This is a genomic window from Streptomyces sp. NPDC002386 (genome assembly GCF_053593175.1).
Genome location: NZ_JBSFBX010000002.1, coordinates 587128 through 603452 on the forward strand (window position 1 = coordinate 587128; position 16325 = coordinate 603452).

General features: G+C 70.2%; 13 protein-coding genes and 1 tRNA gene. 9 read left to right on the top strand and 5 right to left on the bottom strand.

The window, feature by feature from the left end; translation table 11 throughout:
* Window positions 1-191 precede the first annotated feature (191 nt).
* The 7 genes from purS to purM all read left to right on the top strand — a co-directional run bounded on the left by purS (window position 192) and on the right by purM (window position 7806).
* Window positions 192-464, top strand: a complete 273-nt coding sequence (purS, locus tag ACWCPN_RS06840; RefSeq protein WP_199211125.1) for a phosphoribosylformylglycinamidine synthase subunit PurS — start codon at window positions 192-194, stop codon at window positions 462-464.
* Window positions 461-1141 (top strand): phosphoribosylformylglycinamidine synthase subunit PurQ, encoded by a 681-nt coding sequence (gene purQ / locus ACWCPN_RS06845; protein ID WP_199211124.1) that lies wholly within the window; start codon window positions 461-463, stop codon window positions 1139-1141. The genes purS and purQ overlap by 4 nt, the downstream gene beginning before the upstream one ends.
* Window positions 1138-3396 (top strand): phosphoribosylformylglycinamidine synthase subunit PurL, encoded by a 2259-nt coding sequence (gene purL / locus ACWCPN_RS06850; RefSeq protein ID WP_451202925.1) that lies wholly within the window; start codon window positions 1138-1140, stop codon window positions 3394-3396. Before purQ ends, purL begins: the two co-directional genes overlap by 4 nt.
* 277 nt (window positions 3397-3673) lie before the next feature.
* Window positions 3674-4471: a sterol carrier family protein gene (locus ACWCPN_RS06855; RefSeq protein ID WP_451202928.1), complete on the top strand. Its 798-nt coding sequence runs from the start codon at window positions 3674-3676 to the stop codon at window positions 4469-4471.
* A 56-nt stretch (window positions 4472-4527) separates the two neighbouring features.
* On the top strand, window positions 4528-4971 hold the full coding sequence (locus ACWCPN_RS06860) for an META domain-containing protein (protein WP_451202931.1): 444 nt from the start codon (window positions 4528-4530) through the stop codon (window positions 4969-4971).
* A 202-nt stretch (window positions 4972-5173) separates the two neighbouring features.
* On the top strand, window positions 5174-6703 hold the full coding sequence (purF, locus tag ACWCPN_RS06865) for an amidophosphoribosyltransferase (protein WP_365122155.1): 1530 nt from the start codon (window positions 5174-5176) through the stop codon (window positions 6701-6703).
* Window positions 6704-6738: 35 nt separating this feature from the next.
* Window positions 6739-7806, top strand: a complete 1068-nt coding sequence (gene purM / locus ACWCPN_RS06870) for a phosphoribosylformylglycinamidine cyclo-ligase (RefSeq protein WP_392293130.1) — start codon at window positions 6739-6741, stop codon at window positions 7804-7806.
* A gap of 66 nt (window positions 7807-7872) precedes the next feature.
* Here purM and ACWCPN_RS06875 read toward each other — a convergent pair whose 3' ends face one another.
* Both ACWCPN_RS06875 and ACWCPN_RS06880 read right to left on the bottom strand, forming a co-directional pair.
* Window positions 7873-8121, bottom strand: a complete 249-nt coding sequence (locus ACWCPN_RS06875) for a DUF3073 domain-containing protein (protein ID WP_199211120.1) — start codon at window positions 8119-8121, stop codon at window positions 7873-7875.
* 328 nt (window positions 8122-8449) lie between these two features.
* Window positions 8450-9544 carry a Leu/Phe/Val dehydrogenase gene (locus ACWCPN_RS06880; RefSeq protein ID WP_451202936.1) on the bottom strand — a complete coding sequence of 365 codons (1095 nt, stop codon included), beginning with the start codon at window positions 9542-9544 and terminating at the stop codon, window positions 8450-8452.
* A gap of 198 nt (window positions 9545-9742) precedes the next feature.
* Between ACWCPN_RS06880 and ACWCPN_RS06885 the strand changes: the two genes are divergently transcribed.
* Together ACWCPN_RS06885 and bldC are read left to right on the top strand one after the other, a co-directional pair.
* Complete coding sequence (locus ACWCPN_RS06885) at window positions 9743-10585, top strand: hypothetical protein (RefSeq protein ID WP_451202938.1); 843 nt, start codon at window positions 9743-9745, stop codon at window positions 10583-10585.
* A gap of 518 nt (window positions 10586-11103) precedes the next feature.
* The gene (gene bldC, locus ACWCPN_RS06890) at window positions 11104-11310 is read left to right on the top strand and encodes a developmental transcriptional regulator BldC (protein WP_003949541.1); all 207 of its coding nucleotides are present in this window, start codon (window positions 11104-11106) and stop codon (window positions 11308-11310) included.
* 465 nt (window positions 11311-11775) lie between these two features.
* Here bldC and ACWCPN_RS06895 read toward each other — a convergent pair whose 3' ends face one another.
* From ACWCPN_RS06895 to hrpA, 3 genes are all read right to left on the bottom strand, one after another.
* Window positions 11776-11967, bottom strand: coding sequence for a DUF6274 family protein (locus ACWCPN_RS06895; RefSeq protein WP_199211117.1), 192 nt, complete (start codon window positions 11965-11967; stop codon window positions 11776-11778).
* Between the two features lie 215 nt (window positions 11968-12182).
* Window positions 12183-12257 (bottom strand) — tRNA-Asp (locus tag ACWCPN_RS06900).
* A 94-nt stretch (window positions 12258-12351) separates the two neighbouring features.
* Window positions 12352-16293 carry an ATP-dependent RNA helicase HrpA gene (hrpA, locus tag ACWCPN_RS06905; protein WP_451202940.1) on the bottom strand — a complete coding sequence of 1314 codons (3942 nt, stop codon included), beginning with the start codon at window positions 16291-16293 and terminating at the stop codon, window positions 12352-12354.
* Between the last annotated feature and the right edge of the window lie 32 nt (window positions 16294-16325).

A 16325-nucleotide genomic window follows, 5' to 3' on the forward strand; every position in this document is an offset into this window, starting at 1 on the left:
CCGCCCGCGTGTCCCCGTGCAATAGATGTCGTGGGTGGGTCCGTGGAACTTTCCCAGAACTTTTCGCGAGGGGGCGCGCCTGTCACCCGATCGTGATGCGGCTCACGTAGTTTCCTACAACTCTACCCGCGTAGAAATTTTGTGCGGGTAGTCTGAAGGAACCTGCTCAGCACCACACACCGGGAGTGCCAGTGGCACGCGTCGTAGTCGACGTCATGCTCAAGCCGGAGATCCTCGACCCCCAGGGCCAGGCGGTCCAGCGTGCGCTGCCGCGCCTGGGTTTCGAAGGGATCTCGGACGTCCGTCAGGGAAAGCGTTTCGAACTGGAAGTTGACGGGCCGGTCGACGAGGCCGCGCTCGCCCGCATCCACGATCTTGCGGAATCCTTCCTCGCCAACACGGTGATCGAGGACTTCATCGTCAAGGTGGAAGAGGGTGCGGAAGTCGCGGAGGCGGCCAAGTGACCGCTCGTATTGGCGTCGTCACTTTCCCCGGAAGTCTTGATGACCGGGACACCCAGCGCGCGATCCGCCTCGCGGGTGCCGAACCGGTCGCTCTGTGGCACAAGGACAAGGACCTCAAGCAGGTCGACGCCGTTGTGCTGCCCGGCGGTTTCTCCTACGGCGACTATCTGCGGGCCGGCGCCATCTCCCGCTTCTCGCCGGTGATGGAGACGCTCATCGAGCAGGCGAAGGCCGGGCTGCCGGTCCTCGGCATCTGCAACGGCTTCCAGGTCCTCACCGAGGCCCACCTCCTGCCGGGCGGCATGCTGGGCAACGACCACCTCCACTTCATCTGCCGCGACCAGAAGCTGCGGGTGGAGAACGCGGAGACGGCGTGGACCGGCGACTACCGCCAGGGCCAGGAGATCCACATCCCGCTGAAGAACATGGACGGCCGGTACGTCGCCGACCGGTACACGCTCGACAAGCTGGAGGCGGAGGGCCGGGTCGCGTTCCGCTACCTGGACTTCAACCCCAACGGCTCGCTCAACGACATCGCCGGCATCACCAACGAGGCCGGGAACGTCGTCGGTCTCATGCCGCACCCCGAGCACGCCGTCGAGCCGCTGATCGGCACGGGCCGTACCGACGGCCTCCCCTTCTTCACCTCGATCCTCAAGAAGCTGGTCAACGCATGAGCCGGACGCCTCTGGACACGGTCGAGCACGCGGCCGCGACCCCCGACGTCGAGCTGCCCTGGGCCGAACTCGGCCTGAAGAAGGACGAGTACGAGCGGGTGGTGGAGATCCTCGGCCGCCGCCCGACCGGCGCCGAACTCGCCATGTACTCGGTCATGTGGTCCGAGCACTGCTCGTACAAGTCCTCCAAGGTCCACCTGCGCCAGTTCGGCGAGAAGGCGCCCCAGTCGGACGCGCTGCTCGTCGGTATCGGCGAGAACGCCGGCGTGGTGGACGTCGGCCAGGGCTACGCGGTCACCTTCAAGGTCGAGTCGCACAACCACCCGTCGTACGTCGAGCCCTACCAGGGCGCGGCCACGGGCGTCGGCGGCATCGTGCGCGACATCATCGCGATGGGCGCGCGCCCGGTCGCCGTGGTCGACCCGCTGCGCTTCGGCGCGGCCGACCACCCCGACACCAAGCGCGTGCTGCCCGGCGTCGTCGCCGGCATCGGCGGCTACGGCAACTGCCTGGGTCTGCCCAACATCGGCGGCGAGGTCGTCTTCGACGCCTGCTACCAGGGCAACCCGCTGGTCAACGCCGGTGCCATCGGCGTGATGCGGCACGAGGACATCCACCTCGCCAAGGCCTCCGGCGCGGGCAACAAGGTCATCCTGTACGGCGCCCGGACCGGCGGCGACGGCATCGGCGGCGCGTCCATCCTGGCCTCCGAGACCTTCGACGACGCCAAGCCGTCGAAGCGTCCCGCCGTCCAGGTCGGTGACCCCTTCCAGGAGAAGCTCCTCATCGAGTGCACCCTGGAGGCGTTCAAGGAGAAGCTGGTCGTCGGCATCCAGGACCTCGGCGCGGCCGGTCTGTCCTGTGCCACGTCCGAGCTGGCCTCCAACGGCTCCGGCGGCATGCGCGTCACCCTGGACGACGTACCGCTGCGCGACTCCACGCTCTCGCCCGAGGAGATCCTCATGAGCGAGTCGCAGGAGCGCATGTGCGCGGTGGTCGAGCCGGAGAAGGTCGACCGGTTCCTCGAGATCTGCGACAAGTGGGACGTCATCGCCACCGTCATCGGTGAGGTCACCGACGGCGACCGGCTGGAGATCTTCTGGCACGGCGGCAAGATCGTCGACGTCGACCCACGCACGGTCGCCCACGAGGGCCCGACCTACGAGCGCCCGTACGCCCGCCCGTCCTGGCAGGACGAGCTCCAGGCGGACGACGCCGGCAAGCTGCCGCGGCCGGCCACGGGCGAGGAGCTGAAGGACCAGGTCCTGAAGCTGGTGTCCTCCCCCAACCAGGCCTCCAAGAAGTGGATCACCTCGCAGTACGACCACTTCGTGCAGGGCAACACCGTCCTCGCCCAGCCCGAGGACTCCGGCATGATCCGCATCGACGAGGAGACCGGTCTCGGCGTCGCCATCGCGACGGACGGCAACGGCCGGTACGCCAAGCTGGACCCGTACGCGGGCGCCCAGCTCGCGCTCGCCGAGGCCTACCGGAACGTGGCGACGACCGGCGCCAAGCCGCTCGCCGTCTCCGACTGCCTGAACTTCGGCTCGCCCGAGGACCCGGCGGTGATGTGGCAGTTCGCGGAGGCCGTCCGCGGGCTCGCGGACGGCTGCCTGCAGCTCGGCACGCCGGTGACCGGCGGCAACGTCTCGCTCTACAACCAGACCGGTGAGGCGGCCATCCACCCGACGCCGGTGGTCGCCGTGCTCGGCGTCATCGACGACGTGGCCCGCCGTACCCCGGTCGCCTTCCAGGAGGACGGCCAGCTGCTGTACCTCCTCGGCGACACGCGTGCGGAGTTCGGCGGCTCGGCCTGGTCCCAGGTGGTCCACGACCACCTCGGCGGTCTGCCCCCGAAGGTCGACCTGGAGCGTGAGCGGCTGCTGGCCGAGATCCTGATCTCCGCCTCCCGCGACGGCATGATCGACTCCGCGCACGACCTGTCCGACGGCGGTCTGGTCCAGGCGGTCGTGGAGTCGGCGCTGCTCGGTGGGAAGGGCGCGCGACTGGTCGTCCCGGACGGCCTGGACGCCTTCACCTTCCTGTTCTCCGAGTCGGCCGGCCGCGCCGTCGTCGCCGTACCGCGCTCGGAGGAGCTCCGCTTCAACGACATGTGCGGCGCCCGCGGCCTCCCGGTCACCCGCATCGGTGTCGTGGACGGTGACGCCGTCGAGGTCCAGGGCGAGTTCGCGCTCTCCCTCACCGACCTGCGCGAGGCCCACGAGGCGACGATCCCGGCCCTGCTGGCGTAACCCTCGCTCGCGCAACCGCGCACCCAGGCCCCGTCCGGCGCACCGGACGGGGCCTCGTGCGTCCGCGGGACCCGGCCCGCGAGGCCGCTCCCGCGCCCTTCCGTCCGCCGCAGCGGCCCCACGCGGGACCGGACTCCGGCCGCGGGAGGGCGCGGGAGCGGCCGGAGCGGCACCACCGCGGCCGCGCGAGCCCCGGCCGGGTCGTCGCCGTCCCGACCACGCCGGGCCCTCGGAAACCGGCTGAACCCGCATCGCCGCGCGGCATAGGGTCACTGCCATGTCCCCGGCCAAGAGGCGCGCCCGCGCATACGATCCCGCCAGGACCCGTGCCGCGGTCCTCGCCCAGCTCGGCAACGTACGTCAGGCCGTCCGGGGCCTGAGCCCCGAGCAGCTCGGCCTGCCCACCCGGCTCGGCTCGTGGACCGTGCGGGAGCTGGTCGCGCACATCGGCATGGCCGTCACCGCCGTCCAGCGGTCCCTGGAGCTGCCGGCCCCGCCGAGGCAGGACGTCCCGGTGGCCGAGTGGCCCTTCGCGACCGCCGCCGCCTCCACCGCGATCGACGAGTTCACCCGCGGCCTGGCCACCGAGCGGCCCGACCTCGACGCCTATCTCACCGAGGTCGACGCCGGCCTGCGCGCCCTGCTCGACGCCCACCCCGGCGGCCGGCTGATGCGGACCAACGCGGGCGCCCTCCCGCTGGACGACTACCTCGTCACCCGCGCCGTGGAACTCGTCGTGCACACCGACGACCTCAACGCCGCCGTGCCCGGCATCGAGGTGCCCTACGACCGCCAGGCGCTGGCCGCGGCCACCCGGCTCCTCGCGGACGCCCTCGCCGTGAAGGCGCCCGGCGCCGCCACCGAGGTGCGGGTGCCGCCGTACGCCGTGGTGCAGTGCGTGGCGGGTCCCCGGCACACCCGGGGCACCCCGCCCAACGTCGTGGAGACCGATCCGCTGACCTGGATCCGGCTGGCCACCGGCCGGCTGGACTTCGGCGCCGCCGTGGCCGGTGCGCTGGTCAGCGCCAGCGGGGAGCGGGCCGAGCTGGGGGAACTGCTGCCTCTGATGGCGTGACGGAACCGGCGGTCGGGCGGACACGTCGAATCCATATGAACCGGTACAAGCAGCGCATGTCCCTGACGGCGGCCGCCGTGCTCGTCCCGCTCACGGTGGCCTGTGGCAGCACCCCCGCCGGGCAGGCGAACAGCGGCTCGGCGGGCGCGCGGCAGCCCGTGACCGGCGTCGACTGGCGGGTCGACGGCCTCACCGCCGGCGGCACCACCCTGCGGGCGCCCGCCTCCGCGCGCCTGCGGATCGGGACCGACGGGCGGGCGGGCGGCAACCTCGGCTGCAACGGCTTCGGCGCCCGGGCCACCGTGCACGGCGACCGGATCACGTTCGGCGGCATCCGGTCCACCAGGATGGCCTGCGACAAGGACCGCATGACCTTCGAGCGCGCCTTCGCCCGGTTCCTGACCACCGGCACGATCACCGCCCGGACCGCCGACGGCAAGCTGACGCTCACCGACGGCGACGGCGACCGGCTGCACCTCAGCCGCGGGGCGCCCGATTGATGTGCGACACCTCACTCACGCGTCCCCGCGCACGGCCCCGAACCACGGCCCGCGACGCGCTCCCACACCCGTTCCGGGCCCCGTATCACCCCGCTGACCTGCGAAAGCCAGGAATCCGACAAGGTGATCGGCGAACGGCGCTCCGCGGCGGCCGCGTATCCCCAATTCGGACCAGTGGTCGACCTCGCCTACACTCGGAGCCGTGCCACGTGGTGACGGTCGACTCAATCACGATCTGCTTCCCGGCGAGAAGGGCCCCCAGGACGCTTGCGGCGTCTTCGGTGTCTGGGCTCCGGGTGAAGAGGTCGCAAAGCTCACGTACTTCGGGCTCTACGCCCTCCAGCACCGGGGTCAGGAATCCGCGGGAATCGCGGTCAGCAACGGCTCCCAGATCCTCGTCTTCAAGGACATGGGCCTGGTCTCCCAGGTCTTCGACGAGACCTCGCTCGGTTCGCTCCAGGGTCACATCGCGGTCGGACACGCCCGCTACTCGACCACCGGCGCGTCCGTGTGGGAGAACGCCCAGCCGACGTTCCGTGCCACCGCGCACGGCTCGATCGCGCTCGGCCACAACGGCAACCTGGTCAACACGGCCCAGCTCGCCGAGATGGTCGCCGACCTGCCCAAGGACAACAACGGCCGCTCCACCCGGGTCGCGGCCACCAACGACACCGACCTGCTGACGGCCCTGCTGGCCGCCCAGGTCGACGAGGACGGCAAGCCGCTGACCATCGAGGAGGCCGCCCACGCGGTCCTCCCGCGGGTAAAGGGCGCCTTCAGCCTCGTCTTCATGGACGAGCACACCCTCTACGCCGCCCGTGACCCGCAGGGCATCCGCCCGCTGGTCCTCGGCCGGCTGGAGCGCGGCTGGGTGGTGGCCTCGGAGTCCGCCGCCCTCGACATCTGCGGCGCCAGCTTCGTGCGGGAGATCGAGCCGGGCGAGTTCGTCGCCATCGACGAGAACGGCCTGCGCACCTCCCGATTCGCGGAAGCGAAGCCCAAGGGCTGTGTCTTCGAGTACGTGTACCTGGCCCGCCCGGACACCGACATCGCGGGCCGGAACGTGTACCTCTCCCGTGTGGAGATGGGCCGCCGCCTCGCCAAGGAGGCTCCGGTCGAGGCCGACCTGGTCATAGCGACCCCGGAGTCGGGCACCCCGGCCGCCATCGGCTACGCGGAGGCCTCCGGCATCCCGTTCGGCGCCGGCCTGGTGAAGAACGCCTACGTCGGCCGGACCTTCATCCAGCCCTCGCAGACCATCCGCCAGCTCGGCATCCGCCTGAAGCTGAACCCCCTGAAGGAAGTCATCAAGGGCAAGCGGCTGGTCGTCGTCGACGACTCGATCGTGCGCGGCAACACCCAGCGGGCCCTGGTCCGCATGCTGCGCGAGGCGGGCGCGGCCGAGGTCCACATCCGGATCTCCTCCCCGCCCGTGAAGTGGCCCTGCTTCTTCGGCATCGACTTCGCCACGCGCGCGGAGCTCATCGCCAACGGGATGACCATCGACGAGATCGGCACCTCGCTCGGCGCCGACTCGCTGGCGTACATCTCCATCGACGCCATGATCGAGGCGACCACCATCGCCAAGCCGGACCTGTGCCGCGCCTGCTTCGACGGCGAGTACCCGATGGAGCTGCCGGACCCCGAGCTGCTCGGCAAGCAGCTGCTGGAGACCGAGCTCGCGGCCGGCCCGGCCGCCACGGCCGCCTCCGACGCGATCCGGCGCCCGTAACACCCCTGCAGTACGACACGAAAGCTCTCACAGTCATGTCTGAGACAACTGGTGCCAGCTACGCAGCGGCGGGCGTCGACATCGAGGCGGGCGACCGCGCCGTGGAACTCATGAAGGAGTGGGTGAAGAAGACCCGGCGCCCCGAGGTGCTGGGCGGCATCGGCGGCTTCGCCGGACTCTTCGACGCCTCCGCCCTCAAGCGCTACGAGCGCCCGCTGCTCGCCTCCGCCACCGACGGCGTCGGCACGAAGGTCGACATCGCGCGCCGGCTGGGCGTCTACGACACCATCGGCCACGACCTGGTCGCCATGGTCATGGACGACATCGTGGTGTGCGGCGCCGAGCCGCTGTTCATGACGGACTACATCTGCGTGGGCAAGGTTCACCCCGAGCGCGTCGCGGCCATCGTCAAGGGCATCGCGGAGGGCTGCGTCCTGGCCGGCTGCGCCCTGGTGGGCGGCGAGACGGCGGAGCACCCGGGCCTGCTCGGCGAGGACGACTTCGACGTCGCCGGCGCCGGAACCGGTGTCGTGGAGGCCGACCGCCTGCTGGGCCCGGATCGTATCCGCAAGGGTGACACCGTGATCGCCATGGCGTCCTCCGGGCTTCACTCCAACGGGTACTCCCTGGTCCGCCATGTGCTGCTGGACCGCGCGGGCCTGGCCCTCGAGACGGAGGTGGCCGAACTGGGCCGCACCCTCGGCGAGGAGCTGCTGGAGCCCACCAAGATCTACTCGCTGGACTGCCTCGCGCTGACCCGTACCACCGAGGTGCACGCGTACAGCCACGTCACCGGCGGCGGACTCGCGGCCAACCTGGCACGGGTCGTCCCGGACGCACTGCACGCCGTGGTCGACCGCTCCACCTGGACCCCGGGCGCGGTGTTCGACCTCGTCGGCAGGACCGGCGACGTCGAGCGCCTGGAGCTGGAGAAGACGCTCAACATGGGTGTCGGCATGATCGCGATCGTTCCCGAGGAGTCCACGGACGTGGCCCTCACGACCCTGGCCGACCGCGGGGTCGACGCGTGGGTCGCGGGTGAGATCACCGACCGCGGCGCCAAGGAGACCGGCGCCGAGCTGGTCGGGGACTACGCGGTCTGAACCTGCGGACAGCACAGAAGCCGGTCGGTGGCAGTGCCACCGACCGGATACGTGCTCAGTGCAAGGTCAAGCGCCGCGACGATGTTGTGAGGGACCCTCGTCCTCGTCCTCGTCGTCCTCATAGAGGTCGGCGTAGCGCGAGTACAGGTCGTCGTCTTCGTCCTCATCGTCCTCGAACGGCTCGCCGTTCGGCGGCTGGCTCGAAGTCGATGCGCCCAGTTCATTGGCCAGACGTGACAGGTCAGTCCCACCGCTGTTGTACTTCAGCTGGCGGGCGACCTTTGTCTGCTTGGCCTTGGCCCGGCCGCGCCCCATGGCTCGACCCCCTCGGTGACGGGGCTCGACGGCCCCAGAGTCTGACACGCGTTCATGATCGGAACGGGCCCTCCGTGGAGAGGCCGGTCCGTAGGGCTTCCACGGTACCTGAGCCCGCGCCCATACGGTACGTCGCCCGCAGCACGCGCGTGTGCACAGGACCCTCGAGGTGCCCCGTCCTCGCTGGTCAATGGCGATTTTAACCACTTATCGGGGTACGACCCGCCGACGGAAGTGAGAGTTCTCTCCAAGTTCCTGTCGGCGGGTACCGCGCACCCGTGCGATCGGACGTCCGATCGCACAGGTCGGGGGCCGGTCGCGGCGGGGCTCAGCGGGCCGCGCGGGCCTCGGCGATCCGCTGCTCGGCGATCCGGTCGGCCGCCGCGGCCGGCGGGATCCCGTCGGCCTTCGCACGTGCGAAGATCGCCAGGGTGGTGTCGAAGATCTTCGCCGCCTTGGCCTTGCACCGGTCGAAGTCGAACCCGTGCAGCTCGTCCGCCACCTGGATGACCCCACCGGCGTTCACCACGTAGTCCGGCGCGTAGAGGATCCCGCGGTCGGCGAGGTCCTTCTCCACGCCCGGGTGGGCGAGCTGGTTGTTGGCCGCGCCGCAGACCACCTTGGCGGTGATCACCGGCACGGAAAGGTCGTTCAGGGCGCCGCCGAGCGCGCAGGGTGCGTAGATGTCGAGCCCCTCCAGACGGATCAGCGCCTCGGTGTCGGCGACCGCCGTCACCTCGGGGTGCTGGTCGAGGACGCGCTGGACGGCCTCCGCGCGCACGTCCGTGACGACGACCTCGGCGCCCTCGTCCAGCAGGTGGCGGACCAGGTGGTGGCCGACCTTGCCGACGCCGGCGATGCCGACCTTGCGGCCGCGCAGGACGGGGTCGCCCCACAGGTGCTGGGCGGAGGCGCGCATGCCCTGGTAGACACCGAAGGCGGTGAGCACGGAGGAGTCGCCGGCGCCGCCGTTCTCCGGGGAGCGGCCGGTGGTCCAGCGGCATTCGCGGGCCACGACGTCCATGTCGGCGACATAGGTGCCGACGTCGCACGCGGTGACGTAGCGGCCGCCGAGCGAGGCGACCATGCGACCGTAGGCGAGGAGCAGCTCATCGGTCTTGTCGCGCTCCGGGTCGCCGATGATCACGGCCTTGCCACCGCCGTGGTCCAGACCGGCCATGGCGTTCTTGTACGACATCCCGCGCGCGAGGTTGAGGGCGTCGGCGACGGCCTCGGCCTCGGTGGCGTAGGGGTAGAAGCGCGTACCGCCGAGGGCCGGGCCCAGGGCGGTGGAGTGGAGGGCGATCACGGCCTTGAGGCCGCTGGCGCGGTCCTGGCAGAGCACGACCTGTTCATGGCCGCCCTGGTCCGACTGGAACAGGGTGTGCAGGACATCAGCAGGCGCGCCGGTTACGTCGGTCACTGTGGTGACTCCTGTGTAAGTAGCGGCGAGTGGGGTGCGACCCCGTACGGGTGGCGGGGTCGTGGCATGAGCGTAGAGCCTCGGGTCCCTCACCATCCGCGCAGTGTTCAGGATCACTCTCCCGGGCCGTGTACGCACGTATCACCGTGAAACGATTTGGTGTGGTTTCGAGCCGGGCCCGATGGGGAGGGAGCAGGCGTGCCCAAGGTGTCCTCCGTGGTCGTCCCGTATGCCGCGTACCTGCGTGTGTACGAGCCGCTGACCGCCTTCCCGGAGCCGGAACGCACCCACTGGGCCCGCTACGCCCGGCGCCCGGACCGTCCCTCCTACCAGGACGAACTGCGCCGGTCGCTCGCCGACTTGCTGCCCACACCGCCGGTCGCGGTGCCGGTGCACGAGAGCGGTGACGCCTTCGTGCTGGAGACCGACGGGGTGCTCTGCGTCTGCCCCTGGCGGACCCGGCTGCGCGGCTGGCTGGCGCTGGCGGGCCTCGGCGAGGAGCTGCCCCCGCCGGTGCTGGACGCGGTGCTGCCGCCGGTGGTGCGCCACCAGGCCGCCCAGGACTACGAGCGCTGGCTGGCCCGCAACCCCGACGCCCGCCCCTGGATCCGCACCGCGACCTGGCAGATCCCGCTGAACTGGTTCGTGCTGGTCGCCGACGAGGAGCGGCGGTACGACAAGCCGTCCGGCGACGTGCCGCCGATGCTGCGCTACCGCACCCCGATGGTGCAGGCGCGGCGGCGGGTGGCCCGGGCGCTGCGCACCCTGAAGGACACCATCGAGGAAGGGCCGCTGATCGACGGTCTGGTGGACGTCGGCCGCTGGCTGGAGGAGTTCCACCCGCGCTCGGTGGTCGAGCTGGACTACGGCGGGCTGGTGCACGCGGTGCCGGCGGTGGACCTGGCCGACGACCACTCGGCGGCGGACGTCGCCGAGGGCATCGAGGCGCTGCGCCGGGGCGACGGCACGGCCGCCGGTGAGGCGTACGGGCGGCTGGTGGAGCGGTGGCGGACGGTACGGGACCGGCGCTCCGCCAACTGAGTGACGTAGGTCACGGTCCGAATCGCCCCGAACAGCGTACGGTCTAGGGCACTTGAGGCACCTGACGGGATGTTGTCCTGATCCGGGCTTATGTCCCAAGGGTGATGGACAGCACTTACAAGTGCCTTGCCCTGGTTGCCACCCCTCGTGCCAAAATAGGACAAGGAGTCCGGGGAGGGCTCCTCCGCTCAACTATGCTCCAACATGGGCGGATTCTCCGCATTGCACGCTATAGGGGGTCTGGCGACTCCTGATCGCCCCTGTGACTGATCGTCACAGTGGCGTGACTGTCCGCTATGGCATGGTCCATCGGCTTCCGTCGCTGATGAACACCTGGGAGGGCAATTCCATCGGTTTGGCCGACGCGGCTGGACAGATGGTGTAGTTGTAGTGCCGAGGACAAGCCGTTCGTCCTATAACCGACTCGACCCGCGTCCACCATTTCGGGCAACGCGGGTCAAGGTGCAGAATTTAGAGGAAAGAACCGAGAAGGTTCGGTTCTCCCGAGGAGGCCGCTCATGACCGCTCGCACCCCTGATGCCGAGCCGCTGCTGACCCCGGCTGAGGTCGCCACCATGTTCCGTGTCGACCCCAAGACGGTCACGCGGTGGGCGAAGGCCGGCAAGCTCACGTCGATCCGTACGCTCGGCGGGCACCGCCGCTACCGCGAAGCCGAGGTCCGCGCACTGCTCGCGGGCATCCCGCAGCAGCGCAGCGAGGCCTGAACAACTGAAAACCGGGCCAAACGGTCGGTCCCCCACCGGCCGCGGCGCCCGAAACCCTAGCTCCAAGCGACGCGGGACCTGCCCCAACAGGGCCCACGCCCAAGCCGAAGAGAACGTTGTTGGCAGCGACACAGGGTGCGTCGTAGATCGCGCTGGACTCCGCCGGGTCCAGCGCGATCTTTTTTGTGCGCTGGTCCAGGGGCCGGTGCGGCGGTTGTGAGCGTCCTTGTCGGACTCTGGGGAGGGCTGTCGGATCGACTGTGCGTGACCTCTGGGGGTGGTGCAATTGCACATATTAAATTGACCAGTTGTATGAGGGGGTTAAGTTCCGCGGTTTTGAAAACTCATGCGGTGACTCCCGTCACATGCCGGGGTGCTTGTTGCCCGCGGCACCGGTGCGCTAATGGAGCATGGCGTACTCCAGCGTCCCCCGCACGCAAGGGTGTTGGGCCGGGCCGGCGACGGTCAGGCGCTGCGCGGCCGCTCGTCCTCGGCGGGCTCCTCATCCGGGTCCGGGGAATAAGGACCGGCGTCCAGCACCAGCCGCAGCAGGCGGTGGCAGATGGGGCAGTGGCGGGTGAGGTGCCCGTAGGACGAGGCGGCCGACAGGTGGGCCCTCAGCAGCGCCCGCGTCTCGTGCCTGGCCGATGCCGCCATACGCCACCTCCAGAGGCCGCCCGAGGGGCGAACACGCCCTGCCTTCTGGGTACCGAGCGAAGATGACGCCGTCAAGGGCGCGGGCAGCCCCTGTGAGCCCCGTGGTGGGCGGATCGGAGGCGCGAAGACCCGCGGCGCGAACGAGAAGGGCCCCGCGCGGGGCCCTTCCTCATGCGTGAGGCCCGCATCCGAACTCGGATGCGGGCCTCTTGTTGCGGTCCTGACGGGATTTGAACCCGCGGCCTCCACCTTGACAGGGTGGCGAGCACTCCAAACTGCTCCACAGGACCAGGTTTCGCGGCACTTGTTGTTGCGCTGTGCTGCGAGAAGGACTGTACAGGAGGGTGAGCCCCCTGGTCGAACTCACCCACCGTGTCCGTACGGTCACGGAGCAGCGGCGTCGATGGCCTTCACGATCCGCTTGTCCGAGACCGGGTACGCCGTGCCCAGCGCGTGCGCGAAGTAGCTGACCCGCAGCTCCTCGATCATCCACCGGATGTCCAGCACCTCACGCGGCACCGGCCGTCCCCGGGGAAGCTGCTCCAGCAGCCAGGCGTACTCGTCCTGCATCTCGTGGACCTTCTCCATGCGGGTGGTGTCCCGCTGGACGCCCGTCGGCATCTGCTGCAGGCGCCGGTCCGCGGCCACCAGGTAGCGCATCAGGTCGGACAGCCGCCGTATCCCCGCCCAGGTCACGAAGCCGGGCTTCACCAGCGCGTCGAGCTGCTTGCGGACGTCCGTCAGGTTCGCCAGCAGCGCGGGGCTGCGCACGGCCTTCAGACGCCGCTCACAGGCCTGCCAGGCCGCCAGCACCTGCTGCACCTGCCCGACCGTGCGGACCGTCGTGTCGACGATCTCCGCGCGCACCTTGTCGTACAGCTTCCGGTACGACTCCTCGTCCCACACCGGGCCGCCGAAGTCCGCGATCAGCTTGTCCGCCGCCGCCATCGCGCAGTCGTCGAAGAGAGCCTGCACCGACCCGTGCGGGTTGGCGGACAGGGCGAGCTTCTGGGCGTTGCTGAGGCGGTCGCTCGCGAACTTCGCCGGATTGACCGGGATGTTGCGCAGGATCAGCCGGCGGGTGCCCTTCCACATCGCCTCGGCCTGCTCGGCCTCGGTGTCGAACAGCCGCACCGAGACCGTGTCGCCGTCGTCCACCAGCGCCGGGTACGCCTTCACGGGCTGACCCGCACGGCGCGTCTCGAAGACCCGGGTGAGCGTGCCGATCGACCAGTCGGTGAGACCCGACCGCTCCAGGGACTCCCCGCCCTGCCGGGAGGCGGTGGCCGCCGCGGCCTGCGAGAGCGCCTCACGCGCCTTCGGCTTCAGCCGCAGCCGCAGCGCCTCCAGGTCCTTGTCCTCGGCGATCCTGCGGCGCCGCTCGTCGACGATGCGGAAGGTGACCCGCAGGTGATCCGGGACCTTCGTCCAGTCGAAGTCCTCCGCGTCGAAGGGCACACCGACCATGCGCCTCAGCTCGCGCGCCATCGTCACCGTCAGCGGCTCCTGCAGCGGCACCGCCCGCTCCAGGAACGCCCTGGCGTAGTTGGGCGCGGGCACGTAGTGGCGGCGCACCGGCTTCGGGAGGGAACGGATCAGCTCCGTCACCACCTCCTCCCGCAGACCCGGGATCTGCCAGTCGAAGCCCTCGTCGCCGACCTGGTTGAGCACCTGCAGCGGGATGTGCACGGTGACGCCGTCCGCGTCCGCGCCGGGCTCGAACTGGTACGTCACCCGGAACTTCAGCGGCCCCTGGCGCCAGGTGTCCGGATAGTCGGCCTTCGTGACCGCCTCCGCCGACTCCCGGATGAGCATCGCCCGCTCGAAGTCCAGGAACTCGGGCTGCTCGTGCCGCTTCCGCTTCCACCAGGAGTCGAAGTGGGCACCGGACACCACGTGTTCGGGCACCCGCTGGTCGTAGAAGTCGAACAGCGTCTCGTCGTCCACGACGATGTCCCGGCGCCGCGCCCGGTGTTCCAGCTCCTCGACCTCGCTGAGCAGCCTGCGGTTGTCCGCGAAGAACTTGTGGTGCGTACGCCAGTCGCCCTCCACCAGGGCGTTGCGGATGAACAGCTCGCGCGAGACCTCCGGGTCGATCCGGCCGTAGTTCACCTTCCGCTGGGCGACGATCGGGACGCCGTACAGCGTCACCTTCTCGTACGCCATCACCGCCGCCTGGTCCTTCTCCCAGTGCGGCTCGCTGTACGTCCGCTTCAGCAGATGGCCGGCGAGCGGCTCCACCCACTCCGGCTCGATCCTCGCGTTGACCCGGGCCCACAGCCGGCTGGTCTCCACCAGCTCGGCCGACATCACGAACCGCGGCTGCTTGCGGAACAGCGCCGAGCCGGGGAAGACCGCGAACTTGGCGTTGCGGGCGCCCAGGTACTCGTTCTTGTTGCCGTCCTTCACGTCCTTCATCCCGATGTGGGACAGCAGACCGGCGAGCAGGGAGACGTGGACGCGGTCGGCCGGGGCCTCCTCCTCGGCGAGGTGGATGCCCATCTGCTTGGCGACCGTGCGGAGCTGGGTGTAGATGTCCTGCCACTCGCGGATCCGCAGGAAGTTCAGGTACTCCTGCTTGCACATCCGCCTGAACGAGCTGGAGCCCCGCTCCTTCTGCTGCTCACGGACGTACCGCCACAGGTTCAGGTACGCGAGGAAGTCGCTGGTCTCGTCCTTGAACCGGGCGTGCTGCTGGTCCGCCTGGGCCTGCTTCTCCGCCGGCCGCTCCCGCGGGTCCTGGATGGACAGCGCGGCCGCGATGACCATCACCTCGCGGACACAGCCGTTCTTGTCGGCCTCCAGCACCATCCGGGCCAGCCGCGGGTCGACGGGGAGCTGGGCGAGCTTGCGGCCGGTCTCCGTGAGCCGCTTGCGCGGGTCCTTCTGGGCCGGGTCCAGCGCGCCCAGCTCCTGCAGCAGCTGCACGCCGTCGCGGATGTTGCGGTGGTCCGGCGGATCGATGAAGGGGAACTTCTCGATGTCGCCGAGGCCGGCCGCGGTCATCTGCAGGATGACGCTCGCCAGGTTCGTCCGCAGGATCTCCGCGTCCGTGAACTCCGGCCGCGCGAGGAAGTCGTCCTCGCCGTACAGCCGGATGCAGATGCCGTCCGAGGTGCGGCCGCAGCGGCCCTTGCGCTGGTTGGCGCTCGCCTGCGACACCGGCTCGATGGGCAGCCGCTGCACCTTCGTGCGGTGGCTGTACCGGGAGATCCGGGCGAAACCGGGGTCGATGACGTACTTGATCCCCGGCACCGTCAGGGACGTCTCCGCCACGTTCGTCGCCAGCACGATCCGGCGGCCGGTGTGCGGCTGGAAGACCCGGTGCTGCTCGGCGTGCGAGAGCCGCGCGTAGAGCGGCAGGATCTCCGTGAACCGGTAGTTCTTCCTGGTGAGGGCGTCGGCGGTGTCCCGGATCTCCCGCTCTCCGGACAGGAAGACGAGGATGTCCCCCTTACCCTCCGCCATCAGCTCCTCGACGGCGTCGGTGATCGCGGTGATCTGGTCCCGGTCGGCGTCGTCGGAGTCCTCCAGCAGCGGCCGGTAGCGCACCTCCACCGGATACGTCCGCCCGCTGACCTCGACGATCGGCGCGTCGCCGAAGTGCCGGGAGAAGCGCTCGGGGTCGATGGTGGCGGAGGTGATGACGACCTTCAGGTCGGGCCTGCGCGGCAGCAGTTGCGCGAGGTAGCCCAGCAGGAAGTCGATGTTCAGGGACCGCTCGTGGGCCTCGTCGATGATGATCGTGTCGTAGGCGCGCAGCTCGCGGTCCGTCTGGATCTCCGCGAGCAGGATGCCGTCCGTCATCAGCTTGACGAACGTGGCGTCCGGGTTGACCTGGTCGGTGAAGCGGACCTTCCAGCCGACGGCCTCCCCGAGCGGTGTCCGCAGCTCCTCCGCGACCCGCTCGGCGACCGTGCGCGCGGCGATCCGGCGCGGCTGGGTGTGTCCGATCATGCCGCGCACGCCGCGGCCCAGCTCCATGCAGATCTTCGGGATCTGGGTGGTCTTGCCCGAGCCGGTCTCCCCGGCCACGATCACGACCTGGTGGTCGCGGATGGCGGCCGCGATCTCGTCCTTCTTCTGGCTGACCGGCAGTTGTTCCGGATAGTCGACGGCGGGCACACGGGCGCGCCGCTCGTCCATCCGGGCCTCGGCCCTGCCGACCTCGTCCTCGATCTCGGCGAGGACGGCGGCGCGGGCCTCCGGCTTACGGATCTTGCGCGCGCCCTCGAGCCGCCGGCCGAGCCGGTGCGCGTCGCGCAGCGAGAGCTCGGTCAGGCGGGGGGCGAGGGTGCCGAGGGCGGGGGCGGGATGCGTAGACATACGCCGTCCAGGATCTCACCTCACGGAAATCC